The organism is Polynucleobacter sp. AP-Feld-500C-C5 (assembly GCF_018882265.1).
Taxonomy (GTDB): domain Bacteria; phylum Pseudomonadota; class Gammaproteobacteria; order Burkholderiales; family Burkholderiaceae; genus Polynucleobacter.
Genome location: NZ_JACVOW010000022.1, coordinates 142194 through 165915, shown reverse-complemented (window position 1 = coordinate 165915; position 23722 = coordinate 142194). Strand labels below are relative to the sequence as shown.

Below are 23722 nucleotides of genomic sequence, written 5' to 3'. Positions count from 1 at the left end.
GCCTAAGGTAAGTTATCTAAATGGGCTTTGCCCGCCTGTAAGACCCTCTAAAGGAATTATTTCCCAAAAAGTTTAGAAGTTAAGACGATTAACTCCGTTTTTTTCTAGGCATTGTCTTCAGCATTTTCATCTCGATGAGCCTCAAATTGTTCAGGCAGGCCAGCAATCTTCAGAATGGCATTAGCAGTATGGTGCGAGAGTATTTTGCTATCTAATGGGAAGTAGACGCTTGTTATTGGTGAAAACCAAATATCGTGATTGCCTCTGTGAGCTGGCGCATGATAGTGGCAGCCAGCCTCTTTAAGTATTGCAACTAAATCTGGAGAAAAAGAGTTTCCACGATAAGATCCGATGACTTTAGCCATGATTACACCTCAGTTGGGATATGAGCGGTAGCGCATTTACGGGCCAGCACTTCATACACAATTTCAGGTTGATCCGTCAGTTTATTTAAGAGCATTAATTCTGGAAGCATGGAAGAGAGTTTATTAAAAAGGACTTCAATTGAATCGGCTTCGGTTGCTAATCCCGCCACATCATCCGAGGTAGCTGACCAAATGCTTGCATCGTTGTCCCATTCTGCGCGAATGATAAATACTTTTTGCATATGATCTCCAGTAACTAGCGTATGGCAGTCTTAAGGTGATAAAAAGCCTTCTGTGGTCAATATAATAGAACGAAAAAAGTTTCTAATAGAAAAACTTATTGGGTTTAAAGAATTTCTCAATACTATTTCATCTACGCTGCAAAATTCGCTTGCTTAAGTTATACATTTCATTCGTCAGAATTTCTGCTCTAGAATGAAGTTTTGCCAAATCGGTGGGTAAATCTATAATTCGACCTTATGACTAGCTCCAATCATTCCCCCGATATTAGCAATCAAGCGGCGAAGTTACTCGAGGATCCCTCTTTCTCCATTGTTGATCGCGAGGAATTTGTCAGGTTGGCTGGCGTCGTGATTGCGAATACGAATGATATTGTCGTGATCACAGATATTCCCACTGACGATCAAGAGCCTCGCATTGTGTATGTGAATGAAGCTTTTGTACGCGAAACAGGTTATGCGCCACACGAAGTGTTAGGAAAAAATCCTCGCATGCTTCAAGGGCCAAGATCTAACCCGGAGACTAAAAACAGAATTTTTAAAGCTCTGGGAGAGTGGAAGCATATTCGTGAAGAAATCTTAAATTACAGAAAAAATGGTGAAGAGTTCTGGCAAGAGCTCAATATTTTTCCGATTGCCAATGAATCCGGTTGGTTTACCCATTGGGTTTCGATTCAGCGTGATATCACTGAGCGCAAAGTATCCGAAAAGATTATTTTTGAAACCAAGAATCGCTTAGAGCTAGCAGCTCGTGCGGGTGGTGTCGGTATTTGGGAATACGACTTCTTTAACAATCGCTTGGTTTGGGACGGGCAAATGCTCAAGCTCTACGGCATTACTCGGGATCAGTTTGCCGGTACCTATGCTGATTGGGCTGAAAGGCTTCACCGGGATGATAGGGAGAGTGCGGAGTCGGCAATTACCAAAGCTCTTGAAGGGGCTAGTGAATTTAATACTCAATTTAGAACGATTTGGCCCAACGGTAGCATCCACTTTATTCGTGGTTTAGCACTTGTAGAAAGAGATGCTGACAATAAACCCCTGCGGATGGTCGGCACTAATTGGGAAATTACTGAGCTAGTGCAGGCAAAGACCGATGCTGAGTCTGCACTCAATATCAAAACCCAGTTTTTAATGAATATGTCTCATGAGATTCGCACTCCTATGACGGGGATTATTGGCTTATCTGCTTTGGCCTTGTATGAGCCTTTAAGCCCGGTAGTTCGAGAGTATTTGCAAGGAATTGAATCTTCAGCCAAGTTACTGCTTGAGATTGTGAACGACATTCTGGATTTCTCTAAATTAGAAGCTGATAAGGCGCATATTAATACTGCGCCATTCACCATTGAAGACCTCTTTACTAGGGTGCGTGCTTTATTTTTAGAAAGTGCCAAGGCTAAGGGCTTACAATTGAATCTTATTTGCAACTTAGAACCTAAAACACAATTGATTGGTGATTTTTTTAATCTCAGTCTTGTAGTTAATAATCTGGTTGGTAACGCAATCAAGTTTACTGAGCAAGGTTCAGTAGATCTATCGATTCAGACGCTTAAGCTAGAGAATTCCACATTAACTTTGCGCTTTACCGTCAAAGATAGCGGGATTGGTATTTCACAAGAGGCTCAACAAAAAGTACTTGAGCCATTTGCTCAAGCCGACGGATCAATCTCTCGGCGCTTTGGAGGTACGGGCTTGGGCTTGACGATTGGCAATCGTATTTTGGAGCTGATGGGTAGTAAGCTCAATATCCACAGTATTGAAGGGCAGGGATCAAGCTTTAGTTTTGACCTGGTATTGGTCCAAGAGCGTCGTAAATAAAGAATGTCTAAACAAACTTACTAGCTTATTTAGGTCTGCACAAATAAGTAAATGCTTTGAAATTTAGCACGTTAGGTGGAATGCTGATCCAATTTTCTGGTTTGTTAGATGAAAAGATGCGATCACCTTCCCCATTCTTTTCGGTATAGGCATATTTTTCTAGAAAACGGGCTTTATTTTCTGTGCAGTCATATTCGTAAAGCGCTACCCCAGAATAAAAATCTCTATCGCCTTCAAAGATTTGTTGTGGTTTCTTAAGGTCGTATAAAACCCAAGCTTGAATGGAGTAGGGGTTACGTTTAATCGTGCTGGTATCGATCTTGATCACGGCGGTATCGTTGCTACCCAGTTCTAACCAATTAGCCATAGCTACAGAACTAAAACAACACAGCATGATGATGACTAATTTTTTCATTGAGGCGCTCTCATTCAATTGAAGAATTGGATACTTCAAAATATTTTATTCTGTATTTTATGATCAATGTAGTCCTCATCTTTGATTTGGGTCCAAGCCATTCCCTGGAAGAGGGTATCAAGCCAATCTGGATATGACCTCAAAGAGGAAAAGGGTTCGGATTTAGTGCAGATAAACGGCTAAATTATGAGCCAATTGTGGTAAAAATGAGGTTAACGCTTTACTCGTTTTTATTACTTTAGTTATGGCACTCTTCAAGAAAAAAGCGCAATCTGAACCAATTCAGGCTCCTAAAGGGCCGGAGAAAATTGTGCCTGAAAATCCTTATCTTGGACGCGAACCTATTATCAGCAGGGAACAAGCGATTATTGGGTATGAGCTTTTCTTTCGACCAGGTACCACACTCAAGGCTAAACGGCTGAACGATCGCAATGAGGTATTGGCACAAATTGCTAAACGCTTTGCTGAGGACCCTAAGGCCGAAGTAAGTTACCCAGAAGATGTGACTGACGCCAACCTAAGGGATGACGATGGCAAAGAGGTGACCCAAGTCACTCTCCCTGAAATCTTCTATTCCCTCAAGACCAAGGGTGTCACCCAATCTTTAGGTCAGCACTTAGGTTTTATTGATATTCGCGTCGATCAACTAGGTGATGAACTCAGAGGTTTTCCGGCGATTAAGTTTCCGCTGCAAATTCATCTTGCAGAGATCCTAGAGGCAATCAAGACAGAAGCAAGTCAGGCTGCAGAAGCTGTAGAAGATCCTGAGGCCAAGAAAGATCTTGATGATTCTGGCGAGCCCCCCGTTCCTGAAATTTTGCAAAAGCTTGAGCGACTGAGAAGCGCTGGCTATAAATTTGTATTAACGGGACTGACCGAAGTCTTTGATGGCCTTGATGATATATTGCCCAAATTTCGTTATATCAAATTGGATCTACAAAAAGTCGCTAAGCCATCCAGTCTGATTGATTACTGCAAAGGCATTCCACTGCCGCGCGATGAAAAGTCCAAGGGTGCTACCAATGTATTACAAATTATTGCAGTGAACGTTCATGAGCCAGAAGAATTTCATCAGGCGCGTGATGTAGGTTGTGATGCATTCGAAGGTTTCTACTTCGTTAAGCCCGATCCCGAGCTTTCTTTGCATCGAGGTGAGGAGTATCGCAAGTTATTACAGCTGTTGACCTTGTTGCTTTCTTCTCCAGAGTTAAAAGACTTGGTGACTGCAATTGAGGCTAACCCAGTTGTTTCTAAGCATCTGATGGTAATTGCTGAGATTGACTCGCGTCGCAAGCGCGATAAGCCTGAGAATATCCGAGATGCTGCTGTGATCTCTGGGGTCAAGCGGATTACTCGCTGGACGCAGCTTTTGCTTTATGCAGATGCTAAGGCCAAGGTGGCTTTGGATGCTACACCTTTGTTGCAACTGGTTTGTGTGCGAGCTTTCTTTATGGAATCTCTATCGACTAAGTTGGGAGCAGGTGGCGGTTTAGGTTCTAGCGATTTAGCCTTCTTGGTAGGTGGCTTATCCTTAATTGATAACCTGTTTGATGAGTCAGCCCGTGAGTTGCTATCGCACTTCAATCTGCCCAGTGTGGTGGTTGACGCCATTGTTGATCGGTCAGGCATTTTGGGTCAGTTGCTCTCTCTAGCTGAAGCGGCAGAAGTGGGTGATCTGGAAAAATGTCGTCACCTTTGCGCCGATGAGTTAAAGACGGTGACCTTGGATGATGTTGCCCAAGATTCATTATTGGCAATTAAGAACTTCGTCTCCCAAACCCAGTTTGCACCTGAAGAGGATGTTTGGGAAAACGCCAATTCGGTGCCTGAGGAATCAAGCCAAGAGCTATGAGGCCGTTGAACGCCCGATCACTCATGCTGAACCTAAAAATTGTCATCCAATTGAAATACTTGCATTGTGACAATTAGTGTATACACTATCCTAAGTTTATGATTGTTATGGGCAATGTGCAGCAGGATCCGGTTTTCCATATCCACTATTGATGGTCATGATTGCTAAAAATATGTTTCGACATCAGTTGATTTAGCGATGGCGTTGTTGGGCAAGCAATCGATGATTTGCTAACCCTTTAAGGAGATTTTGTTGTCCGACAAGCAGAAAAATCCATTGCCCAAAATCCTGGGAGAGCGTTTTAAGGATGCTAGAGAAACGCTGGGCTTGTCGGTCGAGGAGTTAGCAAAAAAAGCTATTCTGTCGAATAGTCAAATTCGGCAAATTGAAGGTAAAGAGCAGGGCGCATTTTATTCACCGCTCATCAAGTATTCGAGCGCTCAGAAGGTTGCTAAAATTCTGGGGCTACCTGAAGATCAAGCATTTGATGCAAGCCAAGCAGTGCTAGAAGATGAACAAACACTCCAAGAGCAAAAAGAGCTTAAAGAGATTGAAGCTATGTTGGCTCAAAAAATGATCAATGAGCTTAAATTTGAAAAACCTAGCTTGATTCAAAAGATCATTGGCAAGCAAACCTCTGCGCAATTGCCAATCCAAGGCATTGAGGTACCCAAAACTACTCCATCTAAATCATTTTTTAAGCTCGCCGTCTTTATATTACTGTTGATTGCGGCGCTGGGATTTGGATATTGGTTTCTCAATCCCTACTTGAATATCTCTTAAGTAAAAAATCATGCTCAGTATCCTCAATACATTAGAGAGTCTTTTCTGCGAGGGGTTGGCACGTGATTAAACGATTTTTGTTGCTTGTATTGATGATGTCTTCTGGCCTGGCCTACGCTGATTGGACTAAGGTGACCGCCAATCAAGATATTTCTGTTTATATTGATGCTCAGGCCATTCAAAGAAATAAAGGCCTAGTCAAGGTCAAAGTATTAGTCAATGAAGCTAAGGAATTGGTTGTCGATAAGGACAAGTATTCCTATCAATCCTTTAGAACTTACATTGAGTACAACTGCAAAAAAGACCTCCAAAGAGCGCTTTCGACTAAATGGTTTTCTGAGTCAATGGGGGAGGGCAATATGATCTATCAAGATAAGCACCCTTATCCTTTTGCGCCCGTAGCCGAAGGCACCCTTGGTCTGGTTGTAATGAAGCGTGTTTGCAAGGGAAGTTGATGCGCAATCCCTTGCCAGTTGAGCCCCAGACTGCCCCGATATTTAATCCATTAACATCTTCTGATTCTTTTTATTTCTGCTAAAACATGCAAACACCAGTCAATCTATACCTCCCCATTGGCATTGCAATTGGAATTCTTCTCATCGCTGCCTTTTTGTATTGGTCTTGGTCAAAGGTTATTTCTCAATCTAGCGCTGAAATTAAAGATCTTGCTGCTGGGCTTAATAGCAAGGATAACGCCGGCGGGGATATTTTCACAACAGCTATTGGGTCAACAAGCAATACACGCATCATTGATTTACTCCAAGAGAGCCAAAGAAATCTCATTACGATTCGAGGGGATTTGGGGTCTAAACAATACTGCCTGAAACCCTACTCAGATATTTGGACTGCCAGAAACATCCTAGCGGGAAAAATTAATCTCTCGCTCTATGAAACCATGCCTAATATATTGATTGGTGTGGGCTTGATGTTTACCTTCATATTCCTGGCATTAGCATTAAATGATGCAGGTCAGGCAATGACAGGCAATCAAGAATCTCGTGATGCAGCGCTCAAGGGTTTGATTGCTACTGCAGGTGGTAAGTTTATTACCTCGATTGCTGGATTGCTGTCTTCCTTAGTCTGGAACTGGGCTGCCAAGCTTACGCTGGAAAAGTTAGAAGCGTCCATTGATGATTTGCAAACTCAGCTTAGAACAATCGTTCCTGATAATGCCCCGCAAGCAGTCATTCAAGCACAGCTAGGCATGTTCCATGAAATGCTGCAGCAAAACCGTGAACAAGTAAATCAATTAAAACGTTTTGAAACAGATTTTGCACTCTCGATCTCTAAAGCAATCGGTAATGCACTCGAGCCTTTATTTAACGATCTCAGTGTCAAGCTGATTGATGCTTTTGATAACTTAACGGAGCGGATTAGTCGCATTAATGAAGAAGCTCTGAAAAATATTATGGAGAAATTCTTAGAGGCGATTAAGGGTGACTCTGCAAAAGAGATGGAGCAGTTCAGAAAAACCCTGGTTGAAGTGACTGAAAAACTCAATACTGCTGGGGTAGGTGCTGGAGTCTCCCTTGCCCAGGCTGGCGATTCTTTTGGAAGCGCCATTAATGCCCTCGAAAAAACGGTTACCAAGACCAATGAAACCATGCTTGGCTTAGAGTCTGGTTTGCAAAGAGCAAAAGAGTTCACCAGTGAAGGGGCTACCAAATTAGAGTTTGTCTTGGGTGGATTAATCGGTTCGGTAAACGGTATTGATAAAGTCATTGTAAATGTTGACTCTTTTGTGAAAAAAATTCAGTCGAGCACAGAGTCTCTTGGTTTAATAGCCCGCAGTTTAGATGGCACAGTGGCCTCGCAAGAAGTCATTAGTAAAGAGTTTGGGGTGGGTATTCCTGCGATGTCGAGCGCCTTAAAAGATGCTGTTAATGAAATTAAACTAGGCACTGACGCTTCTCGTGCAGCGCTCAGTTCTTTGCGCACCGAGTTTGAGGCGACTAAGAGTTCGATTGATCAAACCGTCAATCATTTAACTAGCGGAGTATCAGATTATTCCAATAAGGTAGTGCAGCTGCACTTTAAGTTAGATGAAAAATTAGCCCAAGCTATTACATCGATCCACACCACCATTACGACCTTAGAGCAAACGATGGACGATTTTGTTGAATCTTTGCCCAAAACCTAATCAAATCCAAAATAAAGTCAAAGTAAAGTTAGAGTATCGCAATGATCTTTTTGCCATCTAGTCATAATAAGCAAGCTGAACGGGTTGAAGAGGCGGGTTATCTCGCCTCTGCGAGTGATTTGATGATCGGTCTATTGTTTGTGTTCATCATCATGGTAGTGATGCTCTCTCAAAGAGTAGATTCCATTCAAAGAGGTGAGAGTGTGAATGATCCGCTGGCTAGTGCTGTGCTGATCATTGGGCAAAAGTTTAAAGAAGCAGGTTTGAATGTGGTGATTGACCCGCAATCAGGCGTTATTGGTCTACCAGCAGATGCCTTGTTTGGATTTAATAGTGCTGTCCTGAATGACAATTCAACTCAAACCTTAAAAAAGGCTAGAGAGTCCCTCATTAAGATTCTGCCTTGCTATGTTCACTCTGAAAGAGCGGCTAGACCACTAGACTGCCCACCCAATGATGAGCAAGCCGAAATTGAAACTATATTCATTGAGGGGCACACTGACTCTAAGCCACTTCAACAAGGCAATTACACTAACTGGCACTTAGGCCTAGATCGTGCGCGGGCGGTATACGAAGTTCTTACTGAAGGTAAGCCTCAGTCCTATCAAAATGAACGCAAGTTAGATGTCTTTGGTATTAGTTCTTATGCCGATAAGCGGGTAGTCAAAAGCTTTGGTTTAGAAGATGCAGAAAAAAGCCGGCGGGTAGAGTTGCGCTTTATCTTGGCGTTCAAACCCGATTCTAAAAAAGGCAAAGCGGCGAGAGATGCTTTGGATGCCGCTAGCAGTTCATCGGCTCCCCTAACTCAAACAGCGCCCATCATGCCCGCAACTTCTATTGCTCCCGGCTCTAATACCAAGCCTATTACTTTACCAAAATGAACTTAGCGGCGTTACCAGAAGATTTTCCTCTGCTAGCTAGTGCTGTTCAAAGTATTGCTTCACAAAAAATATCAATTGAAAGAATTGGTCTGCCACCCGATATTTTTGCAGTGGGTGAACGCACTTTTATTCGTTTTTCCTTGGCGCAGCTCTCGGGCCATCAAGTCGATCAACGCTATTGGCGTTATTTTCCCTATGCGATTTGGCTGGAGCCAGAGCGCAGCTTATCCACCCGAGCTGATTATTTAAACGAATACTTTGAGATGTATCTTCCTCGTTCTCTAAAGATTGCCAAAAGAGCGATGAAATGGGCTGAGCCCCTATTCTATGTTTATCTCTATCACTTTAAGCTAAATGATCCCGTGTTTGAAAAGCTGGCTCAAACAGCGCAGCGTTTTTTTACCAGCGGCGCCATTAAATCTGGTTCTCCACTGAAATCCTTAGCGCATGAGTTAAATTGTTTTAATACTGCTGATGGTCCTCGTTTGGTAGCTGAGTCGATTCTCAAAACCAAAAGAGGATTAATGGGGTGGATCAATCAATTTGATCTCTGGCCCGGATTTACAACCACCCCCTTTGCTAAAAGCGCCTTCATTGAATTGCTTAAATTTCCTAAAGAAAAAAGACGGCAAACGGACTATATCCATCTAGCATTTGATTGGGGCATTGATGCACAAAATCAATTTCGCTATCCTGAAGTGAAAGCACTCTTTACTGATGCCTTGCTATTAGCTTGGAAGGGAGTTAAGCCGCCAGAGGATTTGAAGATAGCTATGAGTGCAAAACTGACCAGTGTGATTAGTGACCCCAGGGTTGATCAAGAAGCCTGGCTTGGTACCAGTAACGAGGCAGTGCAGGTACTCGTGGACTGGCTGAATACGAAAACAAGCTAAGAATCTTCAGTAAGTAGTCAAAATTGAATCATGATGATGATTTAAATCAAACGCTGACATGATTTCTCCGCATACTAGAGGTATGCTGAGCTAGTTACTTTTTATCAATTGTGGAGAGCGTTATGACAAAAGCATCAAAATCGGAATCAAAATCAGAGTTAGGTCCTGATGGCCTGCCAGGTCATGATTATTTCCTAGATGCCGTCAATCATATTGATGAAGCAGTAGCCAACCAGTCGATTGCAATTGGTGCGGCAAAGGGCATTGTCTTTAGTCTAGTGGAAACATTGGGTGCCATGGTTGGAGACCCTGATTTACCAGCTCACCTCAAGTCTGGTTACATGGGAGCTCTTGATTTAGCCGTTGAGTTAGAGGCAAAACTTTCTAAATAAGTTGTAACTAATCTGCAAGGATTTTAGAGTTAGGGCAGCTTCGGCTGCCCTGATACATTTAAAATCGAGAATATAGCCATTTAATTAAAGTTAATGATCAACATTCCAAAACGCCTAGCAGTTGCTCCCATGATGGAGTGGACTGATCGTCACTGCCGATCTTTTCATCGGACGCTCACTCAAGAGGCAGTTTTATATACCGAAATGGTCACAACAGGAGCGCTGATGCATGGCGATGTGCCACGTCACTTGGATTATTCACAGGATCAACATCCAGTGGTACTTCAGTTAGGTGGTTCAGAGCCTAATGATTTAGCAAGGTCAGCTGAGTTGGCACAGCAGTGGGGCTATGATGAGATTGATCTCAATTGCGGTTGTCCCTCAGAGCGAGTGCAACGCGGAGCCTTTGGTGCTTGCTTGATGGCTGAGCCTAATTTAGTAGCTGAGTGCGTTAAAGCAATGAAGAACGCGGTGGATATTCCGATCTCAGTGAAGCATCGCTTGGGTTTGGATTCGATGGATGCAGCAAGTTCACAAAAAGATTACCAATTTGCCTTAGATTTTATATTGGCGGTTGCTGACGCAGGTGCGAGTCAAGTCACCATTCATGCACGTAATGCGGTGCTCAAGGGACTTTCGCCGAAAGAGAATCGCAGCAAGCCACCACTACATTATGAAGTGGCTGCCAAACTCAGATTGGATGCTCAAAAACAATTTCCTGATCTTAAAGTCTTGCTGAATGGCGGTCTAGAAACCAATGAACAGATTGCTGGACATTGGGATGACTTTGATGGCTTCATGGTGGGTAGGGCGGCGTATCACTTCCCGGCAATGTTGTTGGGTTGGGATGATCTGATAAATACGAATGGAGACGCCGCTGGTTATCTCTTTAGTGAAACTGAATGGCATAGAATTCAGATTGCACTGGTAAGGCAAGTGCAGTCATGGTTTGAGGAATGCCAAGCAAAACAAAAACTGTTTTATATAGGCGCATTCACAAGACATATTTTAGGTTTAGCTCACGGCAGAGCAGGGTCGCGCTACTGGCGTCAACGCCTCTCGGATCATCATGCTTTAGCTAAAGTGCAGAGCAAAGCAGCCATTGCAGATTTCTTTCTAGATGCCAGCTTATGCCTTGGCGATTGGGCTGCTTTTGACTTAGAAACCGCAGATTAAGGCTGTTTTAGTGGGATTTCTCCTAAAAAGGATATAATTTCTTCTTCTACAACGGCGGACGTAGCTCAGTTGGTAGAGTCCCAGATTGTGATTCTGGTTGTCGCGGGTTCGAGCCCCGTCGTTCGCCCCAAAAAATTCCCTGAGAGCCTCCATGAGGTGTTTTATTCAAAAAGCTAATGCCTTGGAATACCTGCGCATAAGCTATTTTCTTTGATGATCACTTGATGTGCTAACGAGATTCTTTCATTAGAATAGTTTCTTTGCCCTAGCTCACATTCCCATATGAAAAAGTTTGATATTTACCAAATCCTTTTTGGGCTATTGCTCACAGTCATTGCTCTGTATTTCATGCTGCGTCCCTCTAGTGGTCAAAGTGCCCCTGCATCCTCTATTCCTACTGTGCAAATTGGTAATCTCATTTGGGATCAAACCGAGATGAATATCGCTGATGTCAAAGGCTTTGCTGCTACCGGATTTGTGAGTGCTGCCGAGAAGAATGGTGGGGGTCTTACTTATGAAGGTGGCTTTGTGCAAAAGCCAGGGTGGACTTGGAAGACACCTTATGGTGTTCCTGCAGGAGATTTTGAGCCTGCAGTGCATCTCAATCAAAAAGAAGCAGAGTCAATTTGTCGTTACTACGGCAAACGTTTGCCAACAGAGGCTGAGTGGATTTCAGCGGCATTCCTAGAGCAAAGAGTGAATCCGCCAGCTGGATATACTAAAGGACAGCGTTACCCATTTCCAGGTGGCAGTACACCAGCAGTTTCTCATTGCTTAAGTGGCTGTGGTGACTACAAGGGTTTAGCTCCTGCTGGGGCTCTGAATCGCGGTACAGGGCATGTCAACACTAAAACGACTAAACCCGGTGTGAATGGCCTGTATGACATGGGTGGTAATGTTTGGGAATGGACTGCTACTGAGCGTAACGGTGGATACATCACCCGCGGTGCTTCATGGTGGTATGGCCCAGAAAGACAGCAAGAGTCTGATATCGAATCTAAACCAGGTGATATTGCCGTGGTGTATATCGGATTTCGGTGTGTAGCCGATGCCGTGAAACAATAGGGGATGACTAGTCCTGTAGTAGATTCATCCGAAATTGAAGTTACCCCCGATTACGAGGCGGTAATAGAGGCCATTGAGCGTCATGATCCTTATATCTTTGTCAGCGGTAAGGCCGGCACTGGTAAGACAACTCTGATTGGTTACCTCCGAGAAACGATTTCTGGCAACGTTGTCGTGGTGGCGCCAACAGGCGTTGCAGCACTCCAGGTAAAAGGAGTGACGATTCATTCCTTCTTTCGTTTACCACCCCGTTTAATTTTTCCGGAAGAAGATATCAAGCCATTGCGTGATAAGCGTCTTTATAAAGATATCCGCTTACTCATTATTGATGAGATTTCAATGGTACGCGCCGATGTGGTCGATGCGATGGACTTGTTCTTACGTGAGAACGGTCCACAAAAAGGCAAACCTTTTGGGGGTATTCAGGTGATGTTTGTCGGGGACTTATTTCAATTGCCGCCAGTCGTATCGAGCGGTGATATGCAAGTCCTGGCTGATCGTGGCTACGAGGGGCCTTATTTCTTTTGCGCAATGGCTCTGCATCGTAAAGAAGTCACTATGGTGGAATTGTCGAAGATCTTTCGTCAAAAAGATGAGCACTTTGCCAGCCTCCTGAATCGCATCCGCATTAATCAAGATGTCGATGAAGCCATCGATACGCTCAATGCTCAGTGTTATCGAGCAAATCCAGCAGTAGATGAAGAAACGATCACACTGACTACCACCAATGCAAGAGCAGATCAAATCAATGGAGCAGGATTGCGTGCCATTGATTCAGATATTAAGGTGTATGCCGGTAAAACGACCGGCAAGTTTAATGTTGATGAGCGTAACTTACCTTCAGCAAATAACCTAGCGCTAAAGGTAGGCGCTAAGGTGATGTTCACTGCAACTGACCCAGGTTTTCCGAAGCGTTGGGTGAATGGCACGATTGGGGTTGTTAGAGAATTGCTTGCCGATAAAGTCAAGGTGATGGTTAAAAACGGTCCATATTCCAATACGGTTGAAGTTACTGGTCATCAATGGGAATCATATCGCTACGATCATGACATGATGTCTGGCAAGATCTCTCCCAGCATTATTGGTACCTATGTACAGATTCCCTTAATGCTCGCTTGGGCAGTCACTATTCATAAAAGCCAGGGTAAGACGCTTGATAAGGTGAAGGTGGACTTATCTTCTGGCGCCTTTGCATCAGGGCAGGTCTACGTAGCACTCAGTCGCTGTAAAACGATTGAAGGGATTTCTCTGCAAAGACCGATTGAGCCCAGAGACGTCAGCTGTGATCAAGAGATCAAACGGTTTTATATGAACTGCTTGCCCTCTAAATAGGGGTATTCGCTCTTATTTGACCTCTTTCGATTTATGTAATAACATTGTTATTACTATGAATAAAAGCTATAAATCTAATGTTGCAACCAGAGTACCACTACAGGTGGCTATTAGGGCTATTGGCAACTCTAAAGGCGTGGTCATTCCAAAGATTATTCTTGAGCAATCTGGAATACAGGAGCTCGTTGAGATGTCGGTCGATGGAGAAAAAATCATTCTAAGCAAGCCAAAAAATACCGTGAGAGAAAATTGGTCTCAGGATGCGCAAAGTCTTGCAAAATCTGGCGAGGATAAATTAGTGCTTGGAGATTTTTCTAATGATGAAGATGGAGATTGGGTTTGGTAAGAAGTATTGTTTCTCGTGGAGAAATTTGGCTTATCAATTTAGAACCAACAATTGGGAGTGAAATTAAAAAAACACGCCCATGTATCGTGGTGTCACCCCAAGAGTTAAATGACCATTTGCGAACAGTCATTATTGCTCCCATAACAAGCAAGGGCAGGGCGGCAGGATTTCGAGTGCCTATTACGCATGATGGCAAGAAGGGTCTTATTCTTTTGGATCAAATTAGAGCTGTTGATAAAGCACGCTTAGTCAAAAAGGTGGGGAAGGCTAATCCCAAAACCTTAACTACTAGTCTTGGCGTACTGCAAGAGGCTTTTGCGATTTAGCGAGAACTTAAAACCCAGCCGCCAATCCATCTCGGCGGTGGTCGCTACCAGCAATATAGACAGAGTCAGTCTCTTCACTTAACTTCGCAATCGCTTGAGCGCTCCCAAAGTCCAAACTATTAGCGGGCTGTATAGCAACTTCATGACCTATTGCGATTAGTCCATCTACTATGCTTTGAGGCATGGATGCTTCAACAGTGAGTTTTCCTAAGTCATCTATACGCCATCGTGGAGCATCAGAACAAGCTTGGGGATTGAGATATTCATCGACAAAGCGCATGACAAATTGAATATGACCTTGTGGTTGCATATTGCCACCCATCACCCCAAATGCCATGCTAGGTTTACCAGCCTTGGTGAGGAATGCGGGCAAGATCGTATGGAAAGGGCGCTTACCAGGTGCCACTTGATTGGGGTGACCAGCAACCAAGCTAAAGCTCATACCGCGATTATGAAAGGCAATGCCACCAGGAGCAACAACACCAGAACCAAAGCCTTTGAAGTTCGACTGAATATAAGAAATCATCATGCCCGATTCATCAGCAGCGCAAAGATAGACGGTGCCTCCAGAATGCGGGTCACCAGCACCATAACTACCAGCTTTAGTGTGATCGATCATGGCGGCACGGCTTGCGAGGTAATCTTTATCTAATAAGCTAGATACCGGCACCTCCATCGAGCGTGCATCTGATACATAGGCATAAGCATCGGCAAATGCCAGGCGCATAGCTTCAATCTGTAGATGAATACGTTGCGCTGAATTGGCAGGATATTGCTTGACATTGGCAGCATGCAAAATTCCTAAAGCCATTTGTGCGGCAATGCCAGAACCATTTGGGGGAATTTCTAAGAGCGTGTAGTCACCATAATCAAAGGCGAGGGGCTCAACCCATTCTGGCCGGTTATCAGCAAAGTCTTGCATGGAAAAGCATCCGCCGGTTGCCTTAGCAAAACCGACCATGCTTTGGGCGAGAGGACCTTTATAAAAAGATTCACCTTCGGTAGCGGCAATGTCTTTTAAGGTTTTTGCTTGAGCGGGGTATTTCCAAATTTGTCCTGCTGCAGGTGCTTTACCATCGATTAAAAATGATTCACTAAATCCCGGTTGATTTTTCAGAATCGGAATGGCTTCGCGCCATTGACGCGCGATTACTGGAGAAACCGGAAAACCATTTTCTGCGTAATTAATGGCGCGCTTAAATAATTGTGCAAAGGGGAGCTTGCCAAATTTTCTGGAGAGTTCAATCCAGCCAGCGACCATGCCTGGCACAGTGACCGTATTCCAGCCAATGAGATCCATCGCAGTCTTACCTGCAAAATATTCCGGAGTCCATGCTGCAGGCGCACGACCTGAAGCATTGAGGCCATGAATTTTCGTACCATCCCACAAAATTGCGAAGCTGTCACCACCAAGACCGTTCATAGTAGGCTCAACAACGGTTAGCGTAATGGCAGTTGCTAGAGCGGCATCAACGGCGTTGCCGCCATTTTGTAGCGCCTCAATACCTGCTTGAGTGGCTAAGGGCTGAGAGCTTGCAACAGTATTTCTGGCGAGAACAGGGGCGCGGCCGCCACCAAAAGGAGGAGAAATAAGCATGGATTTAGTAGTCAGAATAAAAGGTCAATCAACTTTGATATTGGCTGACTTTACTACTTTCCCCCACTTGTTCGCTTCGTTGGCGGTAATTTCAGCAAGTTTTTCTGAGTTAGCAAACTCTGGATGAATACCTTGTGCCGCCATACGCGCCTTAAAGTCAGGGTTAGTCAGAATCTTGCGAATCTCTCTTTCTAGCTTGGCAACAATGGCTGGGGACGTTCCTTTCGGAACATAAACAGCATAGAAATTTTCCACGTCAAATTGCTTCATACCGTCTTGCCCTAGTGTTGGGACATTGGGCATCAATGGTGAGCGCTCTGCAGCAGCAATGGCAATTGGGCGCAGTTTGCCACTCTGAATATGGGGCAAAGAAGCCGTGACACTGTCAAACATCATGAGTGTGTTACCAGCAATCAAGTCGGGCAGAGCAAAGCTGCTGCCTTTATATGGAATATGGGTGCCCGTAGCGCCAATGCGTTGCATAAACAAAGTGGACTCTAAATGGGAGAGGCTGCCATTACCTTGTGAGGCGTAATTGAAGTCACCCTTCTTGGATTTAATGTAGGCAATTAACTCAGGCAGATTTTTTGCAGGAACACTTGGATTGATCACAATTAAGTGAGGCACCGTTCCAATCAAAGCTACTGGTACAAAATCCTTTTGTAAATCAGCGGGTGGGTTTTTAAATAGCGCCGAAGAAATCGATTGGTTGGTGAGAGCGCTAATGTGAATCGTGTAGCCATCTGGCACTGCTTTCGAGGCGGCTTGTAAGCCAATCATGCCACCAGCACCAGGTTTGTTTTCTACTACGATAGATTGGCCAAGCGCTTCAGCTAAGGGGGCGGTTACGCTGCGTGCAAAGATGTCTGTAGAGCCGCCAGCTGGAAAAGCGAGGATAGCGACGATCGGTTTTTTAGGCCAATCGGTCTCTGGAGCCGCGAAAGCAGAGCTGAGAAAGCCAAGCAGGGTACAACTGATCAACAGAAGGGATTTAAAGATAGTCATTTCATGGTCCGTAAGGAGTCTATGGTGTTAATGGGTAATATAGTATGGGATATTCAAATAATGTTTCAACCAGACTCTAAGAGACGCTCATGACAGCAGCAAATCAAACTGTAAATGGTGTAGATATGTCAGCTTACTGGCTGCCATTTACACCGAATCGCTATTTTCATCAGCATCCCAAGATCATGCAGTCTGCCAAGGGAGCTTACTACTATGACGACCATGGGCGAAAGCTGTTTGATGGCCTTTCTGGGTTGTGGTGCTCCCCCTTGGGGCATGCTGATCCACGTATTGGTGCAGCGATCTCCAAACAATATGAAACCATGGACTATTGCCCAGCTTTTCAGATGGCAAGTGAGGCTACTTTTAGTCTGGCCACTCGCATTGCCAAAATGGCACCAGCCGGCTTAGATAAAGTTTTTTTTACGAACTCCGGTTCTGAGGCAGTAGACACTGCACTCAAAATTGCGGTTGGCTATCACCGGGTGATGGGAAATGCCTCACGCATTCGGATGATCGGTCGTGATCGTGCCTATCACGGTGTTGGTATCGGTGGCATCTCTGTTGGTGGGATGGTATCGAATCGCAAAATGTTTGCGAGCATGATGATGCCCGGTGTCGATCATTTGCCACACACCCTCAATCTCTCACAAATGGCTTTTTCAAAAGGTCAGCCCACTTGGGGCGCGCACCTCGCAGATGAATTAGAAAAGATCGTAGCTTTGCAGGATGCCAATACGATTGCTGCCGTCATTCTTGAGCCGGTGCAAGGATCTACTGGTGTGATCGTTCCCCCAGCAGGCTACCTACAAAAAATCCGAGAGATCTGTACTAAGCATGGCATCTTGTTGATCTTTGACGAGGTCATTACTGGCTTTGGCCGTCTAGGTGCTAATTTTGGCGCTGATCGATTTGGCGTAGTCCCTGACATGATTACCTTTGCCAAAGCCATTACGAATGGTGTGATTCCATTGGGTGGTGTGATTGTCCGCGGTGATATCTATGACAGCATTATTGCCGCTGGTGGACAAGATCAAGCGATTGAATTTTTCCATGGCTATACCTATTCAGGGCACCCCATTCCAACTGCTGCTGGTCATGCAGTGCTGGATATTTTTGAATCAGATGATTTAGTCAATCGCGCAAAAGCATTGGAACCCATTTTGGAAAATAGCCTACATGCTATGAAAGGCAAAACAGGGTTGCTCGATATTCGTAACTTTGGTTTATCTGGCGCAGTAGAGCTAGACCCCATCCCAGGCAAGCCCGGACTGCGCGCTCTTAAAGTCCTGGAAGCCTGTATTGAAAGAGGCGCCTTAGTGCGCGTTGCAGGAGACGTTATTGCAGTAGGCCCCCCATTCATATCAGAGCCTAAAGAAGTGGAGTTCTTGTGTAGTGTATTGGGTGATGCAGTTGATGCTGCCATGAAGATCAATGCTTAACAATCAATTGGCAATGAGACCAATATAGCAATCGGGAGATACATGACTACGCAAAGAGCTTTATTTAATGAGCGATTAAGCAAACCAGGCTTAATTGTTGCACCTGGAGTTTATGAGATGGTTTCATTGCGGCTTGCTGATCGCATGAACTTTGACGCTCTCTACATGACAGGTTATGGCACCGTTGCCTCATTATTGGGTTTGCCAGATGCTGGCTTGGCAACCTACACCGAGATGGTTGGTCGAGTCACTGCAATGGCTGGTATGGCAAAGACTCCCTTAATCGCGGATGGCGATACTGGTTACGGTGGATTACTCAATGTGCGTCACACCATTCGTGGATATGAAGCTGCGGGCGCAGTTGCTATTCAACTTGAAGATCAAGAATTTCCTAAGAAATGTGGACATACGCCTGGTCGTCGAGTCATTCCGTTAGACGACATGGTAAAGAAGATCGAGGTTGCAGTCGCAACGCGCACTGACCCCCATTTCAAAATTATTGCCAGGACGGACGCAAGAACTACCCTCGGATTGGATGAGGCGCTAAGACGTGGCGAGGCTTATGCACGTGCTGGTGCTGATATCTTATTTATTGAATCTCCTGAGACCCAAGAAGAAATGCAACAGATAGGGAAAACTTTCCCTAACCATCCTTTGATTGCGAATATGGTGGAAAAGGGTAGAACACCCGTTTTGTCTAAAGCGGAATTAGAGCAATTAGGCTACAAGATTGCTATCTTTCCAGTCACTGCTTTGCTCGCTTCTGTGCAAGCAATGACCCAGGTTTATGAGCACTTTAAAGACTCAGGATCATCTATCAATAATCCAGTAGATTTATATGACTTTGGAGATTTATCAAAGTTAATGGGCTTTGAGGACGTTTGGGAATTCGAAAAATGTTTTGTAGAAACGAAGTAAAACTCAATAAAGGGTCAGCATGAAATTGCATCGTTACCTATCATCAGCTATTTTTTTACTTACAGTACTCGTTTCGACTGCTAGCTTTGCTCAATCGAATTACCCCAATCGCCCGATACGCTTAATCATTCCCTTTACTCCGGGCGGTGTCACCGATACCTCGGGCCGTTTTATTGCTGAGCAACTTTCATTAAAGCTAGGCCAGCAAGTGATTGCGGATAACAAGCCAGGCGCCTCTGGAAATATCGGCTCACAAATGGTTGCATCCGCCGAGCCTGATGGTTACACCTTGTTGTTGGGATATGCCGGTACGTTGTCGATTAATCCCTCGCTCTTTGATAAGGTCCCTTTTGATAGCGTCAAAGACTTTGCGCCAATTGGAAAAATTGGTGATGCTATTTTGATCGTGGTCGCTAACAATGATTTTCAAGGTAAAACTTTGGCCGATGTCATTGCCATCTCTAAAAAGGACCCCAACGGCCTTTCCTATGGGACCTCAGGATCAGGTGGTACACCCCATATTGCTGGCGAGCTATTTAAGCAAAAGACTGGCGCCAATTTAGTTCATGTCCCTTACAAAGGGGGGGGTCAAGCTTTATTAGATTTATTGGGTGGCAATATTCCTTTGGTCTACACAGCAGTTGCGGGAGCAAATCAATATGTAGCGACAGGGCGTATTAAAGCGATTGCAGTCTCTAGCGCAAAGAGAAGTCCCAGCATGCCCGACGTGCCTACTTTTATCGAGAGTGGCGTGAAAGACTTTGTGATTGATGATTGGGTGGGTTTACTGGCTCCAGCAAAAACGCCTAAGCCAATCATTGCCAAATTGAACCAAGCATTAAATGAGATATTGAATTCACCAGAAGGTAAAGCCAAGCTTCTATCGATGGGTATCTTTCCATCTCCTGGTACTCCCGAGAAATTTGGTGAGCAAATTAAGGGTGATTTAATTCGCTTTGCACCAATTGTGAGAGCCGCTCAAATCAAGTCTGAATAATTAACCATTGTTGTTTTGTGTGCATATATTGCTATTTAATAGTGTAACGTTATGCTATACAATATGGTATGATCAAATCGTTCCGCCACAAAGGGTTGCAGCTATTTTTTGAAACGGGCAGTAGGGCTGGCATCCAAAGTTCGCATGCGTCACGTTTAGCTAGACAGCTTGCAAGATTGAATGAGTCAAGAACCTGGGAGGATATGAATTTACCTGGCTGGCGCCTTCATTCTCTTCAGGGAAAGTCTGTGGGCCATTACTCAATTGTTGTTAGTGGGAATTGGCGAATCACATTTAGATTTGAAGGAGAAGATGCAATACTGGTGAATTATCAGGATTACCATTGATGATAAAAATGAGAAAAATGCACAACCCACCTCATCCAGGGCTCACATTACGAGATGATATCTTGCCTGCTCTTGAGTTGACTGTTACAGCTGCAGCAGAGCAGTTAGGGGTGACTCGTCCTGCCTTATCACGTGTATTGAATGGTAGAGCCGCAATATCCCCAGAGATGGCTTTACGTATTGAGGCTTGGTTAGGTGTTGAGAATGGCGGTAGCGCCAGCGTTTGGTTAGCTCAACAATCTGCTTATGACTTATGGAGAGCAAGAAAGACTATCAAGCCCAAAGTAAAACATGCCCGAATTCCTTTATTACATGTTAATTAGACTCACTGTTTAAATAAGTAATAAACCGTCGGGATTGCAACAGCGATAATGACACCGTTTATTCCCATTGTCAGGTTTGCATAGGTTTCTGAATTTGGTTGAATACTATATGCACGAGAGACGCCGATCCCGATGTCAAAACCGCTTTGCCACTAAGCTTTCATCCCCAATGCATTCAAAATAAACAAGGTCTTGAAATAGGTTGATCTGGACAAGACCTTAAATCATCCTCTCATCTTCAGCCTTGATTTTATGTTGCATCGCAATATATCGATTCTTGTTTAATATAAGCACAACATAAGTAGGGTATAAAAAACAGAGGACTTATTCTGAAAAGAAAATTTCCTGCGATCTAACACTAATAGGAGACCGCTCATGGCTGAGTTAAATGTCAATGGTAAGAAGTACAAAGTAGATGTAGATCCAGATACCCCATTGCTGTGGGCCATCCGTGAGCAAGTTGGACTCACTGGTACTAAGTATGGATGCGGTATCGGTGTTTGCGGCGCTTGTACTGTCCTATTTGAAGGTCAAGCTTTACGTAGTTGCTCACTCCCTGTTTCTGCAGCCTTTGGCAAAAAAATTGAGACCATTGAGAGCCTAGAAAAGAGTGGTCTGCTTTCAAAAGTACAAAAAGCATGGGTTGATAACCAAGTGCCACAGTGTGGCTACTGCCAGTCCGGCATGGTCATGGCAACTACTGCTTTGTTACGTAACAACCCCAAGCCAACGGATGCGCAAATCGATGAGTCGATTACCAATATCTGCCGTTGTGGCACATTCCAACAAGTGCGTGCAGCGATTCATGCTGCTAGCAAGGCTTAAGGAGGCATCATGACTACTACTATTAATACCTCCCGCCGCCACTTTGTGGTTGGCTCTAGTGCAATTGCAACAGGTCTTGCAATTGGTTTTGATCTGGCATTGATGTCTTCGGCTAATGCTGCTGTAGGAACAGGTACTACCGCTATGGCACCGCTGGCCAACCCTGAGATTGGTGTTTGGGTTGTGGTGAAGCCGAACGATGATGTGATCGTCCGTATTGTTCGCTCAGAAATGGGTCAGGGCACGATTACTGGTTTGGCACAAATGGTCGCTGAAGAACTCGAGTGCGATTGGAAAAAAGTGTCATATGACTACCCATCTCCAGCTGAAAATCTAAAACGAAACAAAGTATGGGGTAGTTACTCCACCGGTGGTAGCCGCGGTATTCGCACCTCTGAACAGTACGTTCGTAAAGGCGGTGCAGCGGCACGCATGATGCTGATTCAGGCGGCGGCCAATCAGTGGAACGTGCCAGTAACAGAGTGCGTAGCAGCCAATAGCGTGATTACGCATACTCCTTCTGGCCGTAAGATCACTTTCGGTAAAGTTTCTGTTGCGGCATCGCAATTACCTGTACCTACTGAAGTTCCATTGAAGGATCCTAAAGAGTGGAAGCTCATTGGCAAATCAGTTAATCGTATTGATGGAACAGCCGATAAGGTGACTGGCCGTCAGGTTTATGCCATCGACTTGAAGATGCCTGGCATGTTGGTTGCCAACATTAAAGAATCACCTGTGTTTGGTGGTAAGGTCAAAAGCTACGACGCCGCTAAAGCACAGAGTATGAAGGGTGTTAAAAAAGTGGTTCAGGTTGGTGACTCTGCTGTTGCGGTTGTAGCAGAAACTTTCTGGCAGGCTAAGACTGCCTTAGATCAAGTGAATATCGTTTGGGATAACGGCGCTAATGGTAATGTTTCAAGTGCCTCTATTAAGAAGATGCTTGAAGACGGTCTGAATGCGGATGACGCCTTTGTTCACAACAGCAATGGTGATGTCAACGCAGCTTTTTCTAGCGCATCTAAAAAAATCGAAGCCACTTATTTCTATCCGTTCTTGAATCATGCCACTCTAGAGCCACAAACGGCTACTGCTAAGTGGACTGCAGACTCTTGCGAAGCATGGGTACCCACTCAAGACGGTGAGGCATCATTAGCAGCAGTTATTGCAGCCTCTGGTTTACCTAGTGAGAAATGCAATGTGTACAAGGTGAACTTAGGTGGTGGCTTTGGTCGTCGCGGTGCATTCCAGGATTACACCACTCAGGCCGTCAATATTGCCAAGCAAATGCCTGGCACACCTATTAAGTTGATCTGGACTCGCGACGAGGATATGACGCAAGGTCGTTACCATCCTGTGATGATGTGCAAGATGTCCGCAGCCATTGATGACAAGAAAAATGTCACCGGCTTGAATATGCGTTTATCTGGTCAGTCGATTTTGGCTGCAGTACGTCCTGCGGTGGTGGCTGCAAATAAAGGTAAAGATCCTTTGGCATTCCAAGGTGTTGAGCCCACTGGTGAGCATGGCATTACGTATAGCTTCCCTAATCTCAATATTGATCACGCTATGCGGAATACGCATGTGCCTCCAGGATTTTGGCGTGGTGTGAACGTTAACCAAAATGCTGTCTTTATTGAAACATTTATGGATGAGTTAGCTGAAGCTACTGGCATGGATGCTGTAGAGTTCCGCCGTAAGCATATGAAAGAGTTCCCGCGCGCGGTGGCTGTACTGAATGCGGTTGCAGATGGCATTGGCTGGACTAAACCTGCTGCACCAGGCGTATATCGTGGGGTTGCGCAGATGCGCTCCTTCGGTAGTTATGTTGCTGCTGCGTGTGAACTCTCTGTAAAAAATGGTAACGAGGTGAAGATTCATCGCATTGTTGCTGCTACTGATCCAGGCTATATTGTCAATCCTGCTCAGGTAAGTCGTCAGGTTTCCGGTTCATTTGTATATGGCCTTTCTGCCTTGTTCGAAGAAGAGATCACGATTGAAAAAGGTGCAGTAGTGCAGAAGAATTTTGATACCTTTGGTTCTATCCGTCTTGCGCAAATGCCCCCTGTTGAAACCATTGTTATTCAAGGTGGTGGTAAGGACTGGGGTGGAGTGGGCGAGCCTACGATTGCCGTTGCAGCACCAGCAGTACTCAATGCGTTCTACCGCGCTACCGGCAAACGTTTGCGCACTGTGCCATTGAAAAACAGCGGTATTAAGTTGGTCTAATTTGAGTTCAGTGACTCGA

At 44.7% G+C, this 23722-nt stretch carries 25 protein-coding genes and 1 tRNA gene; 21 read left to right on the top strand and 5 right to left on the bottom strand.

The features are described 5' to 3' along the window. Nucleotides 1-104 precede the first annotated feature (104 nt). Both ICN21_RS07230 and ICN21_RS07225 read right to left on the bottom strand, forming a co-directional pair. Nucleotides 105-365 carry a type II toxin-antitoxin system HicA family toxin gene (locus ICN21_RS07230; protein WP_216177875.1) on the bottom strand — a complete coding sequence of 87 codons (261 nt, stop codon included), beginning with the start codon at nt 363-365 and terminating at the stop codon, nt 105-107. Nucleotides 366-367: 2 nt separating this feature from the next. Further along, nucleotides 368-607, bottom strand: a complete 240-nt coding sequence (locus ICN21_RS07225) for a DUF1902 domain-containing protein (protein ID WP_216177873.1) — start codon at nt 605-607, stop codon at nt 368-370. Nucleotides 608-844: 237 nt separating this feature from the next. Between ICN21_RS07225 and ICN21_RS07220 the strand changes: the two genes are divergently transcribed. Further along, the gene (locus ICN21_RS07220; protein ID WP_216177871.1) at nt 845-2422 is read left to right on the top strand and encodes a PAS domain-containing protein; all 1578 of its coding nucleotides are present in this window, start codon (nt 845-847) and stop codon (nt 2420-2422) included. Nucleotides 2423-2447: 25 nt separating this feature from the next. Here the strand turns inward: ICN21_RS07220 and ICN21_RS07215 are convergent, their stop codons facing one another. Then, nucleotides 2448-2837 (bottom strand): surface-adhesin E family protein, encoded by a 390-nt coding sequence (locus ICN21_RS07215; protein ID WP_215296795.1) that lies wholly within the window; start codon nt 2835-2837, stop codon nt 2448-2450. A 244-nt stretch (nt 2838-3081) separates the two neighbouring features. Here ICN21_RS07215 and ICN21_RS07210 point away from each other — a divergent pair, with 244 nt between their 5' ends. From ICN21_RS07210 to ICN21_RS07150, 13 genes are all read left to right on the top strand, one after another. Next, on the top strand, nt 3082-4689 hold the full coding sequence (locus ICN21_RS07210; protein ID WP_216177869.1) for an EAL and HDOD domain-containing protein: 1608 nt from the start codon (nt 3082-3084) through the stop codon (nt 4687-4689). A gap of 252 nt (nt 4690-4941) precedes the next feature. After that, nucleotides 4942-5472, top strand: a complete 531-nt coding sequence (locus ICN21_RS07205) for a helix-turn-helix domain-containing protein (protein WP_216177867.1) — start codon at nt 4942-4944, stop codon at nt 5470-5472. Between the two features lie 62 nt (nt 5473-5534). Then, a complete protein-coding gene (locus tag ICN21_RS07200) occupies nt 5535-5927 on the top strand; it encodes a surface-adhesin E family protein (protein WP_216177865.1) in 393 nt (130 codons plus the stop codon). Nucleotides 5928-6013: 86 nt separating this feature from the next. After that, nucleotides 6014-7612, top strand: coding sequence for a hypothetical protein (locus ICN21_RS07195; RefSeq protein WP_216177863.1), 1599 nt, complete (start codon nt 6014-6016; stop codon nt 7610-7612). A 41-nt stretch (nt 7613-7653) separates the two neighbouring features. Further along, entirely contained in the window at nt 7654-8493 is an 840-nt protein-coding gene (locus tag ICN21_RS07190) for an OmpA family protein (RefSeq protein ID WP_216127287.1), read from the top strand. After that, nucleotides 8490-9386: a hypothetical protein gene (locus tag ICN21_RS07185; RefSeq protein ID WP_216177862.1), complete on the top strand. Its 897-nt coding sequence runs from the start codon at nt 8490-8492 to the stop codon at nt 9384-9386. The genes ICN21_RS07190 and ICN21_RS07185 overlap by 4 nt, the downstream gene beginning before the upstream one ends. Before the next feature lie 122 nt (nt 9387-9508). Beyond that, nucleotides 9509-9778, top strand: coding sequence for a hypothetical protein (locus tag ICN21_RS07180; protein ID WP_215296808.1), 270 nt, complete (start codon nt 9509-9511; stop codon nt 9776-9778). 93 nt (nt 9779-9871) lie between these two features. Further along, complete coding sequence (dusA, locus tag ICN21_RS07175) at nt 9872-10954, top strand: tRNA dihydrouridine(20/20a) synthase DusA (RefSeq protein WP_216177860.1); 1083 nt, start codon at nt 9872-9874, stop codon at nt 10952-10954. A 54-nt stretch (nt 10955-11008) separates the two neighbouring features. Next, nucleotides 11009-11084, top strand: a tRNA-His gene (locus tag ICN21_RS07170). 152 nt (nt 11085-11236) lie between these two features. Then, nucleotides 11237-12019: an SUMF1/EgtB/PvdO family nonheme iron enzyme gene (locus ICN21_RS07165; protein WP_216177858.1), complete on the top strand. Its 783-nt coding sequence runs from the start codon at nt 11237-11239 to the stop codon at nt 12017-12019. 3 nt (nt 12020-12022) lie between these two features. Further along, a complete protein-coding gene (locus ICN21_RS11135; RefSeq protein ID WP_216177856.1) occupies nt 12023-13351 on the top strand; it encodes an ATP-dependent RecD-like DNA helicase in 1329 nt (442 codons plus the stop codon). A gap of 55 nt (nt 13352-13406) precedes the next feature. Next, nucleotides 13407-13697 (top strand): AbrB/MazE/SpoVT family DNA-binding domain-containing protein, encoded by a 291-nt coding sequence (locus ICN21_RS07155; protein ID WP_216127360.1) that lies wholly within the window; start codon nt 13407-13409, stop codon nt 13695-13697. 5 nt (nt 13698-13702) lie between these two features. Beyond that, nucleotides 13703-14023: a type II toxin-antitoxin system PemK/MazF family toxin gene (locus ICN21_RS07150; protein WP_216177996.1), complete on the top strand. Its 321-nt coding sequence runs from the start codon at nt 13703-13705 to the stop codon at nt 14021-14023. A gap of 7 nt (nt 14024-14030) precedes the next feature. Here the strand turns inward: ICN21_RS07150 and ICN21_RS07145 are convergent, their stop codons facing one another. After that, entirely contained in the window at nt 14031-15620 is a 1590-nt protein-coding gene (locus tag ICN21_RS07145) for a gamma-glutamyltransferase family protein (protein ID WP_216177853.1), read from the bottom strand. 24 nt (nt 15621-15644) lie between these two features. Then, the gene (locus ICN21_RS07140) at nt 15645-16625 is read right to left on the bottom strand and encodes a tripartite tricarboxylate transporter substrate binding protein (RefSeq protein WP_215296842.1); all 981 of its coding nucleotides are present in this window, start codon (nt 16623-16625) and stop codon (nt 15645-15647) included. Nucleotides 16626-16714: 89 nt separating this feature from the next. On the opposite strand from ICN21_RS07140, the gene ICN21_RS07135 reads away from it, so the two are divergent. The 7 genes from ICN21_RS07135 (at nt 16715) to ICN21_RS07105 (ending at nt 23703) form a co-directional block, all read left to right on the top strand. Then, nucleotides 16715-18067: an aminotransferase class III-fold pyridoxal phosphate-dependent enzyme gene (locus ICN21_RS07135; RefSeq protein WP_216177852.1), complete on the top strand. Its 1353-nt coding sequence runs from the start codon at nt 16715-16717 to the stop codon at nt 18065-18067. 42 nt (nt 18068-18109) lie between these two features. Then, entirely contained in the window at nt 18110-18985 is an 876-nt protein-coding gene (locus ICN21_RS07130) for an oxaloacetate decarboxylase (RefSeq protein ID WP_216177849.1), read from the top strand. A gap of 19 nt (nt 18986-19004) precedes the next feature. After that, a complete protein-coding gene (locus ICN21_RS07125; RefSeq protein ID WP_216177847.1) occupies nt 19005-19982 on the top strand; it encodes a tripartite tricarboxylate transporter substrate binding protein in 978 nt (325 codons plus the stop codon). Nucleotides 19983-20050: 68 nt separating this feature from the next. Then, the gene (locus ICN21_RS07120; protein WP_215320291.1) at nt 20051-20329 is read left to right on the top strand and encodes a type II toxin-antitoxin system RelE/ParE family toxin; all 279 of its coding nucleotides are present in this window, start codon (nt 20051-20053) and stop codon (nt 20327-20329) included. A gap of 8 nt (nt 20330-20337) precedes the next feature. After that, a complete protein-coding gene (locus ICN21_RS07115; protein WP_216177846.1) occupies nt 20338-20652 on the top strand; it encodes a HigA family addiction module antitoxin in 315 nt (104 codons plus the stop codon). 375 nt (nt 20653-21027) lie between these two features. Next, the gene (locus ICN21_RS07110; protein ID WP_216177844.1) at nt 21028-21477 is read left to right on the top strand and encodes a (2Fe-2S)-binding protein; all 450 of its coding nucleotides are present in this window, start codon (nt 21028-21030) and stop codon (nt 21475-21477) included. Nucleotides 21478-21486: 9 nt separating this feature from the next. Next, nucleotides 21487-23703, top strand: coding sequence for a xanthine dehydrogenase family protein molybdopterin-binding subunit (locus tag ICN21_RS07105; protein WP_216177842.1), 2217 nt, complete (start codon nt 21487-21489; stop codon nt 23701-23703). Nucleotides 23704-23722: the final 19 nt, after the last annotated feature.

What these genes read in the sequence shown, in the direction of transcription:
- ICN21_RS07230 (WP_216177875.1), bottom strand. Translation starts at nt 365, where the DNA reads ATGGCTAAAGTCATCGGATCTTATCGTGGAAACTCTTTTTCTCCAGAT.
- ICN21_RS07225 (WP_216177873.1), bottom strand. Translation starts at nt 607, where the DNA reads ATGCAAAAAGTATTTATCATTCGCGCAGAATGGGACAACGATGCAAGC.
- ICN21_RS07220 (WP_216177871.1), top strand. Translation starts at nt 845, where the DNA reads ATGACTAGCTCCAATCATTCCCCCGATATTAGCAATCAAGCGGCGAAG.
- ICN21_RS07215 (WP_215296795.1), bottom strand. Translation starts at nt 2,837, where the DNA reads ATGAAAAAATTAGTCATCATCATGCTGTGTTGTTTTAGTTCTGTAGCT.
- ICN21_RS07210 (WP_216177869.1), top strand. Translation starts at nt 3,082, where the DNA reads ATGGCACTCTTCAAGAAAAAAGCGCAATCTGAACCAATTCAGGCTCCT.
- ICN21_RS07195 (WP_216177863.1), top strand. Translation starts at nt 6,014, where the DNA reads ATGCAAACACCAGTCAATCTATACCTCCCCATTGGCATTGCAATTGGA.
- ICN21_RS07190 (WP_216127287.1), top strand. Translation starts at nt 7,654, where the DNA reads ATGATCTTTTTGCCATCTAGTCATAATAAGCAAGCTGAACGGGTTGAA.
- ICN21_RS07185 (WP_216177862.1), top strand. Translation starts at nt 8,490, where the DNA reads ATGAACTTAGCGGCGTTACCAGAAGATTTTCCTCTGCTAGCTAGTGCT.
- ICN21_RS07180 (WP_215296808.1), top strand. Translation starts at nt 9,509, where the DNA reads ATGACAAAAGCATCAAAATCGGAATCAAAATCAGAGTTAGGTCCTGAT.
- dusA (WP_216177860.1), top strand. Translation starts at nt 9,872, where the DNA reads ATGATCAACATTCCAAAACGCCTAGCAGTTGCTCCCATGATGGAGTGG.
- ICN21_RS07165 (WP_216177858.1), top strand. Translation starts at nt 11,237, where the DNA reads ATGAAAAAGTTTGATATTTACCAAATCCTTTTTGGGCTATTGCTCACA.
- ICN21_RS11135 (WP_216177856.1), top strand. Translation starts at nt 12,023, where the DNA reads ATGACTAGTCCTGTAGTAGATTCATCCGAAATTGAAGTTACCCCCGAT.
- ICN21_RS07155 (WP_216127360.1), top strand. Translation starts at nt 13,407, where the DNA reads ATGAATAAAAGCTATAAATCTAATGTTGCAACCAGAGTACCACTACAG.
- ICN21_RS07145 (WP_216177853.1), bottom strand. Translation starts at nt 15,620, where the DNA reads ATGCTTATTTCTCCTCCTTTTGGTGGCGGCCGCGCCCCTGTTCTCGCC.
- ICN21_RS07140 (WP_215296842.1), bottom strand. Translation starts at nt 16,625, where the DNA reads ATGACTATCTTTAAATCCCTTCTGTTGATCAGTTGTACCCTGCTTGGC.
- ICN21_RS07135 (WP_216177852.1), top strand. Translation starts at nt 16,715, where the DNA reads ATGACAGCAGCAAATCAAACTGTAAATGGTGTAGATATGTCAGCTTAC.
- ICN21_RS07130 (WP_216177849.1), top strand. Translation starts at nt 18,110, where the DNA reads ATGACTACGCAAAGAGCTTTATTTAATGAGCGATTAAGCAAACCAGGC.
- ICN21_RS07125 (WP_216177847.1), top strand. Translation starts at nt 19,005, where the DNA reads ATGAAATTGCATCGTTACCTATCATCAGCTATTTTTTTACTTACAGTA.
- ICN21_RS07120 (WP_215320291.1), top strand. Translation starts at nt 20,051, where the DNA reads ATGATCAAATCGTTCCGCCACAAAGGGTTGCAGCTATTTTTTGAAACG.
- ICN21_RS07115 (WP_216177846.1), top strand. Translation starts at nt 20,338, where the DNA reads ATGAGAAAAATGCACAACCCACCTCATCCAGGGCTCACATTACGAGAT.
- ICN21_RS07110 (WP_216177844.1), top strand. Translation starts at nt 21,028, where the DNA reads ATGGCTGAGTTAAATGTCAATGGTAAGAAGTACAAAGTAGATGTAGAT.
- ICN21_RS07105 (WP_216177842.1), top strand. Translation starts at nt 21,487, where the DNA reads ATGACTACTACTATTAATACCTCCCGCCGCCACTTTGTGGTTGGCTCT.